At 48.6% G+C, this 18,149-nt stretch carries 11 protein-coding genes; 5 read left to right on the forward strand and 6 right to left on the reverse strand.

Translation table 11 applies throughout. The features are described from left to right. Positions 1–74: 74 nt before the first annotated feature. Positions 75–1,247: a SpoIID/LytB domain-containing protein gene (locus H6F72_RS15865; RefSeq protein WP_190437472.1), complete on the forward strand. Its 1,173-nt coding sequence runs from the start codon at positions 75–77 to the stop codon at positions 1,245–1,247. 141 nt (positions 1,248–1,388) lie between these two features. Here H6F72_RS15865 and hemJ read toward each other — a convergent pair whose 3' ends face one another. The 3 genes from hemJ to H6F72_RS15880 all read right to left on the reverse strand — a co-directional run bounded on the left by hemJ (position 1,389) and on the right by H6F72_RS15880 (position 4,480). After that, positions 1,389–1,985 (reverse strand): protoporphyrinogen oxidase HemJ, encoded by a 597-nt coding sequence (gene hemJ / locus H6F72_RS15870; RefSeq protein ID WP_190437473.1) that lies wholly within the window; start codon positions 1,983–1,985, stop codon positions 1,389–1,391. A 145-nt stretch (positions 1,986–2,130) separates the two neighbouring features. Beyond that, positions 2,131–2,937 (reverse strand): Nif3-like dinuclear metal center hexameric protein, encoded by an 807-nt coding sequence (locus H6F72_RS15875; RefSeq protein ID WP_190437475.1) that lies wholly within the window; start codon positions 2,935–2,937, stop codon positions 2,131–2,133. A 112-nt stretch (positions 2,938–3,049) separates the two neighbouring features. Beyond that, positions 3,050–4,480: an LCP family protein gene (locus tag H6F72_RS15880; RefSeq protein ID WP_348252312.1), complete on the reverse strand. Its 1,431-nt coding sequence runs from the start codon at positions 4,478–4,480 to the stop codon at positions 3,050–3,052. Between the two features lie 804 nt (positions 4,481–5,284). Here H6F72_RS15880 and H6F72_RS15885 point away from each other — a divergent pair. Continuing rightward, the gene (locus tag H6F72_RS15885) at positions 5,285–6,967 is read left to right on the forward strand and encodes a R3H domain-containing nucleic acid-binding protein (RefSeq protein WP_190437477.1); all 1,683 of its coding nucleotides are present in this window, start codon (positions 5,285–5,287) and stop codon (positions 6,965–6,967) included. Positions 6,968–7,239: 272 nt separating this feature from the next. After that, positions 7,240–10,575 (forward strand): maltose alpha-D-glucosyltransferase, encoded by a 3,336-nt coding sequence (gene treS, locus H6F72_RS15890; RefSeq protein WP_190437480.1) that lies wholly within the window; start codon positions 7,240–7,242, stop codon positions 10,573–10,575. 132 nt (positions 10,576–10,707) lie between these two features. Here treS and H6F72_RS15895 read toward each other — a convergent pair whose 3' ends face one another. Beyond that, on the reverse strand, positions 10,708–11,493 hold the full coding sequence (locus tag H6F72_RS15895) for a histidine kinase (RefSeq protein WP_190437483.1): 786 nt from the start codon (positions 11,491–11,493) through the stop codon (positions 10,708–10,710). 189 nt (positions 11,494–11,682) lie between these two features. Further along, the gene (locus H6F72_RS15900; RefSeq protein WP_190437487.1) at positions 11,683–13,680 is read right to left on the reverse strand and encodes a family 10 glycosylhydrolase; all 1,998 of its coding nucleotides are present in this window, start codon (positions 13,678–13,680) and stop codon (positions 11,683–11,685) included. 785 nt (positions 13,681–14,465) lie between these two features. On the opposite strand from H6F72_RS15900, the gene H6F72_RS15905 reads away from it, so the two are divergent. Together H6F72_RS15905 and H6F72_RS15910 are read left to right on the forward strand one after the other, a co-directional pair. Continuing rightward, positions 14,466–15,200: a PPC domain-containing protein gene (locus H6F72_RS15905; RefSeq protein ID WP_190437490.1), complete on the forward strand. Its 735-nt coding sequence runs from the start codon at positions 14,466–14,468 to the stop codon at positions 15,198–15,200. A 363-nt stretch (positions 15,201–15,563) separates the two neighbouring features. Continuing rightward, positions 15,564–17,672 (forward strand): cytochrome-c peroxidase, encoded by a 2,109-nt coding sequence (locus H6F72_RS15910; RefSeq protein WP_242016968.1) that lies wholly within the window; start codon positions 15,564–15,566, stop codon positions 17,670–17,672. A 69-nt stretch (positions 17,673–17,741) separates the two neighbouring features. On the opposite strand, the gene H6F72_RS15915 is transcribed toward H6F72_RS15910, so the two are convergent. Continuing rightward, a complete protein-coding gene (locus H6F72_RS15915; RefSeq protein WP_199295732.1) occupies positions 17,742–18,074 on the reverse strand; it encodes a TMEM14 family protein in 333 nt (110 codons plus the stop codon). Positions 18,075–18,149: the final 75 nt, after the last annotated feature.

Raw genomic sequence — 18,149 nt, forward strand, 5'->3', positions numbered from 1 at the left:
TATAGTTGAAAACCGTAGGAATAAATAGCTATAGGCCCAACAGTTAAATAGGAGTCCAGACCTTGAGCCGTTCTATGGTAAAGCCTATCTTTAGCTTGATCCAACGCCGCCCTTGGCCACTAATTCCAGTGCTAGGTATGGTGCCGCTCGTGAGCATTTTGTTGATCAGCCAAAGTCGCCAAAGTGCCCCAGTCGCTCAAGAAACTTCAACAGTCATTTCGGCTTCACCGACTGCCAATCTTGCAGTTCCGTCTCCCACTACAACGCCAACTGCTGCTAAGAGTGTCGTAAAAACGCCGACTGCCTCTCCCAAAAAATCTACTCAGAAGTCTGGAAGTCCTGCCAAGCCAGCCGCCAACACTAGTCCTGCCTCTGCCGCTAAAAATCCCAAACCACAAGCTAAAGCTAAGTCTACGGCTCCTGCCAAGCAACAGAAAACCTCTGCCCAGGCTAGTGCAGCACCCATCAGTGCTAGTGCCGCAGAGAGATTGGCAGCTGCTAAGTCCTCCACAGCAATCGATAGTGTGCTGGAGATCCAGGTGGCGATCGCAGTAGAAGCTAACTCTTTAGCTGTCGGCACCTCAACACCTGGAGTTATTCTAGACACCAATGGTCAAGTGCTCCGGGAGCTACCTGCCGAATCTGCTTATACTGCTCAGCTCGATGGGTCAGGCATCACCTTAAATTCATGGCAGCTTCCCAGTGCGGTTTATATTGAACCCACAGAAGGAGGTTTGGTCTACGTGGGCGATCGCTGGTACCGGGGCCGTTTGCTGCTGATGGTGCGACCTAGCGGTTTGTTAGCGGTGAACCATGTTCTATTGCGAGATTATCTCTACAGTGTGGTTGGCGCTGAGGTTTCTCCGAGTTGGCCGATGGCGGCTCTGAAAGCTCAGGCGATCGCAGCCCGCTCTTATGCTTTGACTTATTATTTCAAACCTGCAACCGACTTTTATCACATAGGGGATGATGAGCAGTACCAAGTCTATGCGGGTGCCGAAAAAGAAGCAGACAGGACTTATCAAGCGGTGAATGAAACTGCGGGAGAATTTATTAGTTATCGCGGTGGGATTGTAGAGTCGCTCTATGCCGCTTCTGATGACATTGTGATTGATGCGCATGGGGGCCGAGGAATGAGCCAATTAGGAGCCTTGAAGTTGGCGGAGGAAGGATATGATTATCGCCAAATTTTAGGCACCTACTACCCAGGCACAGGACTCGCCCGAATCGAAGTAGATCAAGAATAAAGATTTACAGCTCCCCTTCGCTTGTACCGGAGGAGAGCAATACGGGAAGGAACCAAAACTCAAAATCCCCCTCCGTTGCGGAGAGGGATTGGAGAGATCAACTCAAGTTGGAAACTTTGATAAGTATTTGCTTCGTTCTCTTTAAGAATTAGCGGGTAAAGAGTTGTCCGTTGTTTGGGTAACAGCGGCAGCTAGTTTCTCTTCGTTTTTGCGGCGGATCTTGGCATAAAGCTGGATTGTGGCAGCCATTGTAACCACTAAGCCGACCACTACCCAGGCTGTAGCATCGGTGGGCAAGCTGTTTTTGAACACTGCCAGCATCACAATTACGACTAGCAGCAGCGTTGGGGCTTCATTTAAGGCTCGCAACTGCCGACTGTTCCACTTGCATTCCCCCTTACCCAATTGTTTGAGCAAGCGACCACAGTAATGGTGATAGACCAGCAGAATAGCGACGAATCCCAACTTGAAGTGCAACCAGCGATCGTGTAACAGATCCGGTTGGGTATAGAGCATGCCGATCGCCATTGCCACTGTCACCGCCATTCCGGGCGTGGTGATGATGTTATATAGGCGCTTTTCCATCAGGGCATACTGCTCTTGCAAGATGGAACGGGCGGGTTCTGGCTTTTCTTCGGCTTCTACGTGGTAGATGAATAAACGCACTAAATAGAAAAGTCCGGCGAACCAAACTACGACGCCGATGATATGAAATGCTTTAAACCAGAAATAAGCCATGAATACAATTCTCCCAAACAGCCTCATAACCAGAGTATCCGTTACAGTATGCCACTGGCCGAGCTGCTGACAAGTTGTTTGGCAAGTAAATTAACGAGCTGTAGTAGTGGAAGCAAAACCCACAGCCATCAAAATTATTACCAATTTAATGATGGTAAAACTGCCGAAAGTCTTCGTCTTCGCTGCTGAGTTGCACCCATTCCAGCCCTAGTACCCGCAATTTTTCGACTAAGCGAGCACAGGCGGGGCGTTCGGTGGCGTAGTGCCCCGCGTCAATCAAAATTAGGCCGCGATCGCGACTTTCTTGAAACTGGTGAAACTTGCAATCCGAGGTGAGGTAGGCTTGCGCTCCCGTCTTGACCACAGCGGGAATATAGCTCGCGCCCGAGCCTCCCAAAACGGCTACCTTTTGAATTGATTGATGCAGATCAGCCGTAGGCGAAAAAATCAACTCAGGGGGTGCAAGCTGAGTTTGAATTCGGGCGAGCAAATCTTGTAAGGAAAGTGCTGGTTCAAGTAAGCCGACTCGTCCGTAACCAAAGCCATTTTGCGTCGGCACAATCGGGGCAACCTGAGCCAAATCCAAAACTTCGGCTAGGACATCTGCTGTACCGTGATTCACCTGGTCAAAGTTAGTATGAGCCGTGTAAATACCAATTTGGTGGGTGAAGGCTAAGCGGGCCATATCCCCGATGGGGTCACCTTTTTTCAGCGATTTCAGGGGGCCAAAGATTAACGGATGGTGGGCAAAGATTAAGCTGACTGGAATTCCGGCATGTTGGAGGGCGATCGCCTCATGCATGACGCTGAGCGTGGGGGTGAGGCAGACTAAAACGTAGGCGGGTTGATCGAGAACTCCTGGCTCTACTTGCCAGCCACAGTTATCCCAACTTTCCTGCCAACTTGGATTGGCCCAAGCTTCAAACCAGGTAATTAAATCTGCAACTTTCATCCCACTTCAGCCACCGACATTCTGCACCCAACCTAGCACGAGACCGCTTGGATATTAGTTCAGGCGAGGCGAAGCTCTACTCAAACTAATCTAGCTAATCTAGCCCAGAGTTCTAGATCCCCTTTTGCAGCCAATCTTCTCCGATGCGAATAGTGAGGTCAGATTCTAAATCTCCGGTGGAAGTGGCTTCAATATTACCGAGTCCGATCGCTTTTTTGAGAACTGCTGCTCCTTCTAAGTCACCTTGCTGCACGATGATTTGGGTTTGGCGTTGATGGTCGGGCCAGTCTTGCACAATGTAGACGTTTGGAAAACCCTGGTTCTCTAACAGTTGAGCCACACGACTACCTAGATCAGGCTGTCCAGAGGCATTTTGAATAGCAATTCGTAGGCCTTGGGGAGCGGCATCGGAAGCCAAGCGATATTGGTTGTCTAGAGCTAATCCGCTGGAGTCGATTTTGAAAAACTCTCGCATGACGCGATCGCGCCCCCGATCGTCCATGAGCCAATAGCTGGCAATGTATTCATCGGCTTGGCTAAAGCGACCGGGTAGCATCACCATCTTGAGTTGGTCGCGCTCTAAGTTGAGACCAAAACCAATGAGAGATAGCATTTCCTCTAGGCTGAGGTTGGTGTCAATGTACTTCCGCATGATGCGAATCGCCTTGGGGAGGCGCGGCAGCACACTAGGGCTGGTGAGGCGATCGCGTAGAGCTTTGATTAAGGCCTGCTGGCGTTGAACTCGGCCAATGTCACCATATGCATCGTTGCGAAAACGAGCAAAGCCCTCGGCTTGTTCCCCATTTAGAGTTTGCCAGCCCTGCGCCAAGTCGATTTTTAGCTTTTGGGTTTGGTCTACATAGGCCATTGGCGTAGGAACGAAGACATCAACACCGCCCAGCAAGTCTACAATCTCGCGGAAAGCATCAGTACTGACGCGAACGTAGCGATCAATTGGGACATCATTTAAGGTGCGACTAACCACCCGCGCAGTTAGAGCAGGTCCACCACTAGCGTTGGCTTGGTTAACTTTGGTGATCCCAATTCCCGGAATCTCCACCTGGGTATCTCTGGGAATCGAGAGCATGCTGACTGATTGAGCTTTGGGGTCAACATGCAGCAGCAGCATGGTGTCGCTACGACCGTCAAACACTTCTGAGGAATTACCCGTCACCCCAGGAACGCGATCGACCCCCATCACCAAGATGTTGACTGGCCGAGACACTTTGTACTGTAGCCCTTTCTGCCACAGGTTATTCAGAGATACGTTTTGCTCTTCTGGAGACGAAGACGGCGCTAAAGGAGTCAGCAAAGCCACACTTGCACCAATCGACGCAGAGACGGTGGTCGTTAAAACGAAGGCAAAACTCCAAAAGAGGCGTTTGGCCAGGGTAGTACGTTGGGACAAAGGTGCAGTTACGACCGGGTTGGACATGGGCGATTCAAATGGAGTGACTGGCGGAGAGAAACCTACCGATTCTTCCGTGCCATCGGGTTGTTGCAATTTGGAATTGCTGGTAGATTGTTCCACTCCTTCTATCACCTTTCCTTCACCCGAACAACCGGACTTTACGTGTGTAGTTTTGTTAATTTAACGCGATTATACCCCTACTACTGTTATTTCTCGGTAACAAAATAGGTATTTATCACAATTCTCAACTACATGACAGCCCAGAAGTATTGGGTGGAATCTACGCCAGGTGCCTCGCCCAAAGCTCTTACCAACCCCAACTTACTCCGCTGCGTCGTGGGGAAATAGAGAGTTTGTGCCCTGGGCGATCGCCTAGAAGCAGATTCATCAATTTTAGGTAATTACTTTTATTTCTTTGTAGAAAATTTAACACAATCTCCCTCGCCTTTGAAGCGTCAGGCTGATGGAGAGGATTTATTTGAGCAGTCACCCTACCGCTTAGAGAAAAACTATTGGAGCGGAGCTATACAACCTTAGGATCTTCTTCCTCTTCAACTTGGGCGATCGGCCAAGGGGTAGGTAAGGTGTCAAACGAATCTGTTTCAGACAAGTTGGCTCGACCAAGAGGTTGAGTTTTGGTCATACCAAGCCGTTTCTTAAGGGATCTGATTAAACGTGCGAGCATTTAGCTCTCCGCAATTGAGTATGTGCCATCCTAATGATTATCTGCCGTCTACTCGTCTACTTAGCGGTAGAGGCTAACCCTAGATCTGGGGAGGTAGATTGGTAGAACTGAGACTCAGGGGTGGAATCCCTACTTGGGTAGTCGTACTCTCTGGCTGATAAAAAGTGGGACGATCGCCACAATGTTAGATGAGATGGCAAGCAGGTTTTACTAATTCTTTTATTTGCGTCTAGCAACGCTGACATAGAAGCATGCAAACTACAGATGATCTCCAGAAACTGTTAAATATTTTGCCTTCGGAGATTCAACAGGTTTTAGAACAACATTCAGAGTGCGATCGCTTAGTTGAAGTCGTTTTAGATTTAGGGCGGCGACCAGAAGCTCGTTTTCCGCACCAAGCCGAGTATCTTTCTGAACAGGTAGTGACTCGGGCTCAAATTCAGGACTGCATCGATCGCGTAGGCGACTTTGGGGGAGATAACCGCGCCGGAATTGAGCAAACCTTGCACCGGATTAGCGCCATCAGAAACCGCTCTGGTGAAATTGTCGGCCTTACTTGTCGGGTAGGTCGTGCTATTTTCGGTACGATCGCGATGATTCGAGATCTGGTGGAAACAGGCCAGTCAATTCTGATGTTGGGTCGTCCAGGAGTCGGTAAAACCACAGCCTTGCGAGAAATTGCGCGAGTTCTGGCAGATGACTTGAATAAGCGGGTGGTGATCATTGATAGCTCCAATGAAATTGCTGGAGACGGAGATATTCCTCACCCTGCGATCGGTCGCGCTAGACGCATGCAGGTGGCTCGTCCTGAACTGCAACATCAAGTAATGATCGAGGCGGTGGAAAACCACATGCCAGAGGTGATCGTCATTGATGAAATTGGTACAGAACTCGAAGCTTTGGCTGCTCGCACGATCGCGGAAAGAGGCGTGCAACTCGTAGGGACCGCTCACGGTAATCAGATTGAGAACTTAATTAAAAACCCAACCCTTTCCGATCTGGTGGGCGGGATTCAGTCTGTGACGCTGGGAGATGAAGAAGCCAGGCGGCGAGGTAGTCAAAAGAGCGTCCTGGAACGCAAAGCTCCCCCGACTTTCGACATTGCTGTGGAGATGCTAGAGCGGCAGCGTTGGGTTGTGCATGAAACGGTGGCAGATACGGTAGATGCTTTGCTCAGAGGTCGTCAACCTAGCCCGCAAGTCAGAACTATCAATGACGAGGGTCAGGTCACGATTACCCGAGAAGTGCCCAGCCTATCGCCTGTCAGACGACCCAATGCGCCTGCGGCAAATGACTCATTTAGCAAAACCAGTAGTCAAAGCACAGGACAGCTTCTGCCTTTTCCGCAAAATCTATCTAGAAGCAGGAGCTTAGCAGAAGTTGATCGTGAGTTGCCACCAACAGAGGCTCTAGAGCTATCGGGCCATCAACCGCTACGGCTTTACCTTTACGGGACAGGTCGTCAGCAGTTGGAACAGGTGATCAGCATGCTGAACTTACCAGTTGTCCTGGTTGAAGGGTTGGCAGAAGCTGAAGCGATCTTGGCGTTGCGATCGCACCTGAGAAAGCATGCCAACCTACGGCACCTAGCTCAAGCGCACGACATCCCAATCTATGCCATTAAGTCCAACACAACTCCTCAAATTACCCGCACGTTACGTCAGGTGTTGGGGATGCCAGGGCTAGAAGCGATCGCTGAACCTGATTTTGATCTAGCGGCTGACAGAAATGATGAGGGCGATGAAATGGATGCCCTGGAGGAAGCCAGATTAGCAGTAGAGCAAATTGTGCTACCTAAAGGCCAGCCTGTGGAGTTGCTGCCTCGCGCAGCCCATATCCGTAAGATGCAACATGAGCTAGTAGAACACTACCAACTCCAGTCCAGCAGCTTCGGCTCCGAACCGCATCGTCGCTTACGCATTTATCCTGCCTAATACCAACACCAACGTAATCAGGGAGTGATAGAAATGGGTGGTCCTTAGCGATCGCCCATTTTTTTGTGAATTTATTTCTTCTGGTATAGACCTATCTATTTCTTCAGGAGTAATCGCATGCCGACCATAGCAAGAGCAGGGGAGGCTGAAGCCAAATAGTGATGGGCAAGACACTGTATACCCCTTAAGTTTCAGCCTGTAGGCTATTGGCAAGCTAGGGATAGACTCTCTACCTTATTACAGTGGCGATAGGGAATTGAACTGTGGAAAAGATGCAACGTTCAGTGATCAAAGATGAACCTTTATGGTTTAAGAACGCGATCATCTATGAGGTGCCAGTTCGGGCTTTTGCTGACAGTAACGGGGATGGCATCGGGGACTTTCGAGGTCTGACGGAGAAATTAGACTATCTACAGGATTTGGGCACTACTGCCCTTTGGGTGCTGCCGTTCTTTCCCTCGCCACTCAAAGACGATGGCTACGATATTGCCGACTACACCAACGTCAACCCAATTTATGGCACGCTAGAAGACTTTCAGGAGTTTCTGGCCGCAGCCCATCAGCGGGGCATTCGGGTCATTATTGAGCTAATTGTTAATCATACTTCTGATCAGCATCCTTGGTTTCAGCGGGCGCGTCGCTCTCCAAAAGGTAGCGTAGAGCGAGACTTTTATGTATGGAGCGATACTCCAGAAAAATACCAGGAAGCTCGGATTATTTTTCAGGATTTTGAAACTTCCAACTGGGCTTGGGACCCGATCGCAAAATCTTACTATTGGCATCGTTTTTACTCCCACCAGCCTGACCTGAACTATGACAATCCAGCCGTACGGCAAGCCGTTTTTGAGGTGTTGGATTTCTGGCTCAGTATGGGTGTGGATGGCCTCCGAATGGATGCGGTGCCTTATCTCTACGAGCGTGAAGGTACCAACTGTGAGAATTTGCCAGAAACCCATGACTTTCTGAAGCAAATGCGGCAGTATGTGGACGAAAGACATCCGAACCGGATGCTACTAGCGGAAGCCAATCAATGGCCAGAGGATGCGGCGGCTTACTATGGCGATGGGGACGAGTGCCATATGAATTTCCACTTCCCCCTGATGCCGCGCTTGTTTATGTCATTGCGGATGGAAGATAGCTTCCCGATTATCGATATCTTGCATCAGACGCCGCCAATTCCAGATAACTGTCAGTGGGGATTGTTTCTCCGTAACCATGATGAATTAACCCTAGAAATGGTGACGGATGAAGACCGCGACTATATGTATCGCGTCTATGCTCAAGATCGAGATATGCGAGTGAATTTGGGCATTCGCCGTCGCTTGGCTCCTTTGCTGGGGAACGATCGCCGTCAAATTGAATTGCTTAACAGCTTGCTACTGGCCCTCCCAGGAACTCCGGTGCTGTATTACGGAGACGAAATTGGGATGGGGGATAACGTCTATGTAGGCGATCGCAATGGCGTGCGAACTCCGATGCAATGGAGCGCCGATCGCAATGCTGGTTTTAGCCGTGCCAATCCGCATCGGATGTATTTGCCGATTATTGTCGAATCGGAGTACCACTACGAAGCCATCAACGTTGAGGCACAGCGGGCTAACCCCAATTCCCTCTGGCATTGGATGAAGCGCTTAATTGCTACTCGCAAGCGCTACCAAGCCTTAGGACGGGGCAGTTTTGAGCTGCTGCACCCAGATAACCGAAAGGTGTTGGCTTTCATTCGTACCTACGAAGACGAATCGATTCTAGTCATCGCCAATTTATCCCGCTTTGTGCAAACTGTAGAAATCGATCTCTCTGCCTTTCAAGGCATGATGCCTGTAGAGATCTTTGGTCGCACACAGTTCCCCCCAATTACGGAGTCCTCCTACTTCCTCAGCGTCGGGCCTTACGCTTTCTACTGGTTCACCTTGCAACCCCAACCCAGTGCCTTACAAGCACCAAAATCTCAAGCTGATCTACCGACATTGACGGTTCAGGGTGAGTGGCGGATGGTGTTATCCCAACGCGACTCACGGGATTATTTGGAATCGGTGCTAGCAAATTATCTCTATACCTGCCGCTGGTTTGTTGGTAAAGCACAAACGGTGCAATCGGTTCACATTAAAGAGGCGATCGCGATTCCTTTCCAAGACCGAGAAGCCCATCTCCTTTGCTTGCAAGTGCAGTATATTCAAGGAGAGTCAGAAACCTACTTACTTCCTCTGGGCTATGCAGAAGGAGATCAAGCAATCCATTTGTTGGCTGATAATCCGCAACTAGTGGTAGCCCGCCTACATATTACTGGCAAAGATGACATCGGCGTTTTATTTGATGCCACAGCCGATAAAAACTTCCTCACAGCTCTCCTAGATGCAGTAGCAAAAAATCACCGCTATCAGGGGACAGCAGGAGAACTGGCGGCTACACCAACCGATATCTTCTCTCCTTTAACGGCTGATGCTGCTCCTCTAGAGCCAACGCTGATGAAAGGAGAGCACAACAATACCTCGATCATTTATGGCGATCGCTTGATTCTGAAGCTATTCCGTAAAGTTGAGGAGGGTATTAACCCGGATTTAGAAATTGGGATCTTTTTGGAAGAAAAGAAATGTCTAGAGCATTTTGCTTCGGTTGCAGGCGCTCTAGAGTATCGCCAACCCAATAAAGAACCCATGACTCTGGGTAGGTTGCAAGAATTTGTTCTGGATACCAGAAGCGGTTGGGATTACACCCTCGATAGTTTACGGGATTATTTCGATCATGCTCTGATTCAACCAGAAGCAATCACGGAAATTTCAATTCCTTCAGGAACGCTGTTTGATTGGCAAAAAGCTACAGTGCCTGACTCTCACCTCAGTAAGATTGGTTCTTATCTGGCTAATGTCCAGCTCTTGGCTCAGCGGACCGCAGAACTACACAGTGCTCTAGCTTCTGATCTAGAGAATGCCAGCTTTGCACCAGAACCCTTCTCCACATTCTATCAGCGCTCTATTTATCAATATGCGCGCAATTTGACCGGGAAAGTGTTCCGGTTGCTGAAGCAGAACCTAGGCACTTTATCCGCTGATGTTCAACCGCTGGCTCAGTCTGTTTGTGATCTTCAGGAGAAAGCGCTGGATAGCTTCCAACTCATTCTGAACCAGAAAATTACCGCGATGCGGACCCGCTGTCACGGGGATTATCATCTGGGGCAAGTGCTGTATACCGGGAAGGATTTCATCATTATTGATTTTGAGGGAGAACCGAATCGAACTCTGAGCGAACGCCGGATGAAGCGATCGCCTTTACGAGATGTGGCAGGGATACTCCAGTCCTTCTACTACGCCGCTAACCAAGCTCTGCGCAATGAAATTGAAGGTGGCTTGATTCATGCCGACAACCTAGCTCTCATGGAGCAATGGACGGAGTTTTGGCATGGTTCTGTCAGTGCTACATTCCTCAACACCTACCTTGAGACTGCGGCTCAGCATCCTTTCGTGCCTCAAACCGAGCAGGAGCTACAGGTGCTGCTGAATGCGTATCTTTTGGAGAAAGCAATCTACAGCCTCGGCCACGACCTCAACCACTATCCTGCTCAGGTAGAGATCTCCTTACAGCGATTGCTCCAGTTGATTAACGCTAGTTAGCAACTCGTAGGGGCGAATGGCCGTTCGCCCTTACAGGGTTTCGTGTAAAAAAAGAGGGCGATCGCCTCTGGTTAACAGAAGAGCGATCGCCCTCTTTTTTATCTAATCTCTAACAAAGAAATTGAACCAAAATTAGCGCTTATTAGAACGCTCTTTCTCACGCAAAGCATCACCCGCAGAGTGCAGTAGCTCACTGAGAATTTGCCGAATTTGGCGCTCTTTTTTGGCTACGGCTGTCCCTGCATCTCCCAAGCGCTCCTCTAGCTGCGATCGCTTCTGCTCCACTTGCTCAGCCAACGCTTCCGCTTGAGGACGAGAACGGTCATACCAGTTTTTGGCTTCGTCTAAATATCCTTGGATATCTTCAGTGCGTCCACCATAACGAGCCGCTAAGTTAGCTCGGAGAATTGCCAGTTGTGCTTGGAGTTGAGCATAGCGTTTTTTCATCAAAGAGACTTCATCGCTATCTCGCAAGCTATCGACTGCGGATGTAATGGCTGTCTTGACCTTAGGTGAAGTCTCACCGTGGTCTGCTTCACCCACATCAACTAAGAGGCGATCGATTTCTTGTTGCAGTTCTGCCTCTTCGCTGTCTAATCTGGTTTCCAATTGCTTCATCTCCGATTGGGTTTGAGCGATCGAGCGGCGTCTTATCTCACTCACACCCTCAATAGCGCCTTCCAACGAAGCCGTCACTTCTTCTTTCAGTTCACCGCCTTTTTCTTGAAAGGTTTCCACAACCGCAGAAATGGCATCTCTGACAATATCCCGGAGTTCACCGGAACCTTGCTTTACTTCAGAGCTAACTTGGGAAACTGCCGACTTGACAATGTCTCGGATGCGGTCCGATCGCACTTGTCCAGTAGATTTGACTTGTTGCAAATCTTGGGTAATTTTCTCTTTGATATTGCTAGGCATATTAAGCACTCATGTTGTAGGTAGGGGCTGTTTCAAGCTCACACTTGAAGCCAATAAAACTCGCACTGTAACAATCAAATAAGCTAGAGTATTGTTTGATCTTGTCGCAGCCGAGCTTAGATTGTTCACCCTCCTTAGACATAACCTCAACAGAACCTAAGTTGCCTCAGCACCATTGCTCTGCCTAATTTACTTCACTGTAATTAACACTCCAGCGCTTTCGTTGGCTAATCTATCAACAGTGCAGAGAGCGTAGGTGCCAGGTATGAGGGTGACAGTTCTGGTGTCAGCCGGTAGGATTCGCTGCAATGTCCAAGTTTCTCCTGACTGTTGATAGAGGGTCCAAGATCGCACTGTACTATTAGCTGTGGTGCTCCAAGTGAGGGTACCATTTTGCAATTTCAGGTTAATCGGGAGAGAGGGGCGATCGCTACTCAACCAAGTCATTGCAGGTGCTAAAGCAAGCTTGGTATAGAGGGCATTTTTGAAAGTGTCTGTAATGCCTAAACGATTGTCAAGCAAGGGTTTGGCGCTGAAAAAGATATTGCCCAAGGCTAATTGAGCTGCCATGCTACGAGTGATGGCGATTTGCTGCTCGACCTCTGCAACAGGCCACTTGATGCTATCTAACTTACTTAAGTGGTTGCCGACATAAATGTGCCGACGCTGGGAGTTTTGCTCGGTCCACCACTGCAACAACATCGGGTAACTTTGGGCGGGAGCATCAATGCGCCAATACAGTTGTGGGGCGAGATAGTCGGCCCAACCTTGTTGCATCCACTTTAGGGCATCGGCGTACAGGCGATCGTAAGCATCTAATCCTTGAGCCTTGGGAGGCTGTCCAGGGCGATAAATCCCAAAAGGGCTGATGCCAAATTTGACATGACGTTTCGTGGCTCGAATCCCGGTGGCAAGGCGCTGAATCAGTTGATTGACATTCTCCCGTCGCCAATCTCCCAAGGAGAGTGTACCGCCTTTTGCTTGGTACGCCTGATAGGTTTTCTCGTCTGGAAATGGCTGATTTGCGAGCGGATAAGGATAAAAATAATCATCCAAATGTATCCCATCTACGTCATAGCGGCGAACTACGTCCAAAATCACGTTGTAAGACAAATCTTGGACTACTTTTGCTCCTGGGTCCATCCACAGCTCATCTCCATACGGTAGAACGGCTTCTGGATGCGTTACCGCAATATGGGGAGCAGCTAAAGATTTGTCTTGTCTATCGGTTCTAGCGCGGTAGGGATTGAACCAAGCATGAAACTCCATATTGCGCTGATGGCATTGCGCGATCGCAAACTCCAAAGGATCGTAGAACGGCTCTGGGGCTTTTCCTTGCGTCCCGGTTAACCAGCTACTCCAAGGCTCTAGCTGTGAAGCATACAGGGCATCTCCTTCTGGTCGCACTTGCAGAATCACCGCATTGATGTTCAACGCTTGGAACTGATCTAATAATCTGACAAACTCTGCCTTTTGTTGCTCTACAGATAGCTTTGAAGAAGAGGGCCAATCGCGGTTCCAGACCGATGTTACCCACACGCCGCGGAATTCCCTGGTATGAGATACGGCGGCAGTGCGCTGATAATTCACAATGTAGTTGGATGAAATGACAGGTGCTTGTCCCAAATACACCAGGGTCTGATAGAGCAGGGCGGCAACTTCCGCTCTGGTGGCAGCTTGGGCAGGATTCAACCGCTTCAGGTCTGGGTAGTTGACGATCATCCCTGCACTGGTAGCCGCTGCGATCGCCTCAGTCGCATAGCCGGGAATTTGAGCTGCATCTTGATACACCGTTGGTAGAGCCGCTTTGAGATCGGCCGCAACCATTTTGTTGATGCCCAAGCCATTCACCAGGGAAACCAAAACCTGAGCCCGAATAATCTTTTCGTTCGGTTGAAACTGATTATTGGGATAGCCAGACAGAAACCCCGTTTCGTAAGTTTTCTGGATGGCTGTTCGCGCCCAGTGGGTAGTAGGCACATCAACAAACGGCACATAGGGACGAATGGCGGGCTTGGGAAAGGTCGCTTGCATCAAAGCCGCAAACTCGGCCCGCGTGATGGATTGGTTGGGCCGAAAGGTACCATCCTCAAACCCTTTAATGATGTTACGGTGCGCCAAATTCTCAATAAAAGCACGAGCCCAATGAGTTTGAATATCCGGGAAGCGAGCAGTCGTGTAAACCATCAGTAACCTCAATGTAAATGCAGCGACTGGTTTATATTTTTCCCAGGCCAAGCACGCTCATTTGCACTCGGCCTAGAGCCAAATTAGTACTTCCCCCAAGCTGCCTGGTTGGTAGCGATTGCTAGCTCATCTATGAGCCGTAGATTGGTACGAGTTTAGCGCCAGAATATACATCTTCTGCACTGCATCTAGAATCCCTTAAACTTGCTCCTGTTCCTGACAGTACCAAACCCTATCTCTTTGGCAGCAAAGCTTGATGAAATTCGAGATAGGTGATTTTCCTCTAGCTATTCAGTGATATCAACTAGTTTGGTAAGCGCGATCGCACCAGAACGAGTTAGTACGCATAACAATAGTTACACCAAATTTACTTAACCTTGGCCTAAATAATTAATAACACTGTCGTACCACTTCCAGAGTAGCAGCTCTAGATTACAGAACATTGTCGTATAAAAAATAGCTTTGGGCTCATTAAAACTTCAAAGTAGCTCATACAAGCTTTTTGGAATCAGCTCCACAAGCATTAGACAATGATGGATTTAGGCTAAGCCTAGGTATTTATAAGTACTTTAAAATTAATTTCCTAGTATATTTTTTTGATAAATCATACTTAGATGCTTCGCTGTCTCCGTACAAATCATGTCAACTTATATACAGAGACCTCTTTAATAGTGCTCAGAGTAAAAAAATGAGCCGAGAAATACGTAGATAAAAGGTACTTTTGATACCTAAATTGATCTGTCTCTCAAGGGGTCTCAATCATCAACATTCACCCAATGAGAGCAATGAACTTCGTATCTAACCTTTGGAAAACCGGAACGGTTGCAGCGCTTGGTGCTCTTTTTTCGGTTGGCTTACCACTAGTAGTACGACCTGCGATCGCGAGCTATGCTCCGGAACAAGAACCCAACAATGATTTGTTTACAGAAGCCCAGAGCCTGGATTCCTTGTTTTCGCTCGATTGGGATGAAGACATTTTGAATTCTTTGGAAATCCCCCATGCCTCTATTTGGGGTAGTGGTTTTTCAGAGTGCATCACGCAAGATGAGTGCCTAGATGAATTCGACTTTTACTCATTCACAGTTCCTACAGGCAAGCGGACTTTTAGTTTCTTTGACATCGATCGCACAACTGGAGATCTAGACACTCAACTCTTTTTGTTCGATCGCATACCAGATTTGACTTTACTCGCTTTCAACGACGATGCTTTAGCCAGTTTAGGAGCTAAGGGTAGTCAGGCAAGTTGCTCAATTTTTGATCCCAACTTCTCTTGTGATTCTTTTTTGGGATTCAACCTGAGTAACCCAGGCACTTACTACTTAGGTGTCAACTTTATTCCTCCCGCTACAGCAGGCCGAATAGAAGGTAACTACACATTGCATGTTTCCTTACGGACTGAAGACGTGCCTGCAAGTGTTCCTGAGCCTGCTTCTGGATTGGGGCTTCTCAGTGTAGGTGCTCTAGGTGCAAGAGCGATCCACAAGCGAAAGAAAGCTACTGGTCTAGACCAAGCTGCTTAAACTTCACCTAATACTGTGATTAGGTCAAAGGAGCGATCGCCTGTAGAAGCAATATCAGTAAGCGTTGAAGATACAGGTATTAATAGTAACTTCACAAAGCTGCCGGGCTTCTAAGGTCTAGTAATACCAAGAGGAACAGGCGATCGCCTAAGCAATTCAGTAACAACTAGCACAAAGTTTTAGTGAAAGTTACGTAGGTACTTGCATTATTACCTCTACGTAGTGCTTCAATCAGAAGTGATCGACATCTACCTAAAGACGTAGGTATTTACCTCATCCATTCAGAGCTATATGACTAGAGAAAGGAATATGTTTAACTTCCCTCTAGCCATCTGGCGAAGTTGCCTTCGGCTAACTTCCAAGATGCCTAGATTTAAAGGGAAACCGTTTAAGCACTTGCGGATTGCCATTCTATTTGCTCTGGCAATTTTTGCAGGTCAGGCGGTTTCATCTACTTTATCGGCTCAAACAGTTTCTGACTCGCTGCCACCACTAGTTTCGCTGAGTACGGTTCCAGTCCCCAAACCACCTAACATCAGTGAATACATCAAGAACGAAAAAGCAGCGATCGCTTTAGGAAAATCTCTGTTTTGGGATATGCAGGTAGGAAGCGATGGCGTGTTAGCTTGTGCCTCTTGTCACTTTAGCGCTGGCGCAGACAACCGCTCCAAAAACCAAATCAACCCTGCTTTAATTGCTGGGGACAAAACCTATCAAATTGGTGGCGCACCTAACTACCAATTGCAGGTCAGTGACTTTCCCTTTCACAAACTGGTAAACCCCGATGACCGCAACTCAACGGTGCTAGCGGATGCCAACGATGTTTCCTCTTCTCAGGGAGCATTCAATGGGTTCCTAACCGAGGTGGTGCCCCGTAAATCAGCCGATGCAGGGACCGTTGAGACAGACAACGACTCCTTCGAAATACAGGGCATTAATGTACGTCGGGTAGAGCCTCGCAACAGCCCCACCGTCATCAATGCTGTTTTTAACTTCCGTAACTTCTGGGATGGTCGAGCGCAGCATGAATTCAACGGACAAAATCCATTTGGCGATCGCGATCCCAATGCGCGAGTTCTAAAAACATCAGGATCAAGTGCCGATTGGGTAAGAATCAGCATTAAGAATTCCAGCTTGGCTTCTCAGGCAGTTGGCCCACCGCTGAGCGGATTTGAGATGTCCTTCCAAAAGCGCGGATTCGCTCAATTGGCACGAAAAATGCTCTCCCTGCGTCCGCTCTCTAAGCAGCAAGTCAGTTCTACAGATAGTGCTCTAGGGTCTTCTAGCCGCTATCCTTTACCTGGCCTCAAGACCTCTACCTACGCCACCTTGATTCGCAATGTCTTTCAAGATGTGTGGTGGAACAACACCAATACGATCGTAGAGTTTGATGCCAACAATAATCCAGTCTTAAAACCTCATCCTGGAACTCCTTTGGCAAGTAATCAATTTACCCAAATGGAGTACAACTTCCCCCTCTTCTTTGGTTTGGCAGTCCAAGCTTATGAAGCGACTTTGGTCTCTGACCAAACTCCTTTTGACAAATATGCTGTCGGAACCACTAGCGCTCTGACTGCCCAACAGAAGCACGGCTTAGAACTCTTCGAGGGTAAGGCAAAGTGTATTAACTGTCATAGTGGTCCAGAGTTTACCAACGCTTCTGTAGCGAACGTCAAAAACCAGAAAATCGAACGGATGCGGATGGGCGACAACAACGTTGCTGTCTATGACAATGGCTTCTACAATATTGCTGTGCGACCCACTGGGGAAGACTTGGGTGTAGGTGGTACCGATCCATTTGGTAAGCCGCTATCGTTTAGCAAGCTGACTCAGCAAGAAGTGGCTGCGGGTGCGCCTGCTCCTGTCTTGGAGGGTGTTCCTGAAGAAAACATTGAGGCAGCACCGCTAGACCCGAATGAGCGAGTTGCCGTGAATGGAGCCTTCAAAACTCCAACGCTGCGTAACGTGGAACTCACTGGGCCTTACTTCCACAACGGCGGTCAGCTCACTCTACGTCAAGTGGTGGAATTCTATAACCGAGGCGGAGACTTCCACGAAGCCAATATCAATGACTTGGATCCCGATATCGTGAATCTGGGTCTAACTGAAACAGAAAAGGATGATTTGGTCGCTTTCATGAAAGCGCTGACAGATGAGCGAGTTCGCAACCGCAAGGCACCTTTTGATCATCCTCAACTGTTCATTCCCAATGGTCATCCCGGTGATACTCAGTCTGTTACTAATGATGGCACTGGCAATGCAACGGATAGCTTGCTCAATATCCCTGCGGTGGGAGCTAGCGGTGGTAAGCCATTACCCTACTTCTTGAATGTTTCACCAATGGCTAATTTGACCCCTACAACAACCACATCAACTACCAGTACTAATTCACTGGAGGGCAGCATCACTCAACAAGATTGCCCAGCAGGCACCACGTTAAAGTTCATCTCTGGTGGCTATGCCTGTATGTAAGCGATCGCTGTAATCCAGATCAAGCAGTTCTCCTAGCTTTGCCTAGCTTCTCACAGGAAGCTAGGTTTTTTATTGGCCCCGGAGGGTGTACAGCATCACCGCCAAAGCTCCTACCCCTAAAATAATCATTAGACCCGCAGGCATAAATTTGCGAGTTTTGGTCCAGCGTCCCACAAACACAATGATGAGTAGAGCAGTAATCGCAGCGGCTAAAGGCAAGCCCCAAGCGTATCCTTGCAGTTGTAGCACTGCCGCACCGATTAGCAGCAGGCCACTGATGCTACCAGAAATGAGGGATGCTTTACTTTGAACTTGGAGGAAGCCCACGATTCCCCCGATAATAGCTAAAGTTCCGTAGGCGATCGCGGCCAAAATACCTGGGTTAATCACAGCTGATTCCATAAGGTCAATTCCCTGGCTATCAGGGCTGAAGTTTGTACACTTAGTCCAGAGATTAACGGACGATCGCGCATTCCT

The sequence above is a fragment of the Trichocoleus sp. FACHB-46 genome (genome assembly GCF_014695385.1).
In the GTDB taxonomy this organism is placed as follows: Bacteria; Cyanobacteriota; Cyanobacteriia; order FACHB-46; family FACHB-46; genus Trichocoleus.

What these genes read in the sequence shown, in the direction of transcription:
- H6F72_RS15895 (WP_190437483.1), bottom strand. Translation starts at nt 11,493, where the DNA reads ATGCCTAGCAATATCAAAGAGAAAATTACCCAAGATTTGCAACAAGTC.
- H6F72_RS15910 (WP_242016968.1), top strand. Translation starts at nt 15,564, where the DNA reads ATGCCTAGATTTAAAGGGAAACCGTTTAAGCACTTGCGGATTGCCATT.
- hemJ (WP_190437473.1), bottom strand. Translation starts at nt 1,985, where the DNA reads ATGGCTTATTTCTGGTTTAAAGCATTTCATATCATCGGCGTCGTAGTT.
- H6F72_RS15865 (WP_190437472.1), top strand. Translation starts at nt 75, where the DNA reads ATGGTAAAGCCTATCTTTAGCTTGATCCAACGCCGCCCTTGGCCACTA.
- H6F72_RS15875 (WP_190437475.1), bottom strand. Translation starts at nt 2,937, where the DNA reads ATGAAAGTTGCAGATTTAATTACCTGGTTTGAAGCTTGGGCCAATCCA.
- H6F72_RS15905 (WP_190437490.1), top strand. Translation starts at nt 14,466, where the DNA reads ATGAACTTCGTATCTAACCTTTGGAAAACCGGAACGGTTGCAGCGCTT.
- H6F72_RS15900 (WP_190437487.1), bottom strand. Translation starts at nt 13,680, where the DNA reads ATGGTTTACACGACTGCTCGCTTCCCGGATATTCAAACTCATTGGGCT.
- treS (WP_190437480.1), top strand. Translation starts at nt 7,240, where the DNA reads ATGCAACGTTCAGTGATCAAAGATGAACCTTTATGGTTTAAGAACGCG.
- H6F72_RS15885 (WP_190437477.1), top strand. Translation starts at nt 5,285, where the DNA reads ATGCAAACTACAGATGATCTCCAGAAACTGTTAAATATTTTGCCTTCG.
- H6F72_RS15915 (WP_199295732.1), bottom strand. Translation starts at nt 18,074, where the DNA reads ATGGAATCAGCTGTGATTAACCCAGGTATTTTGGCCGCGATCGCCTAC.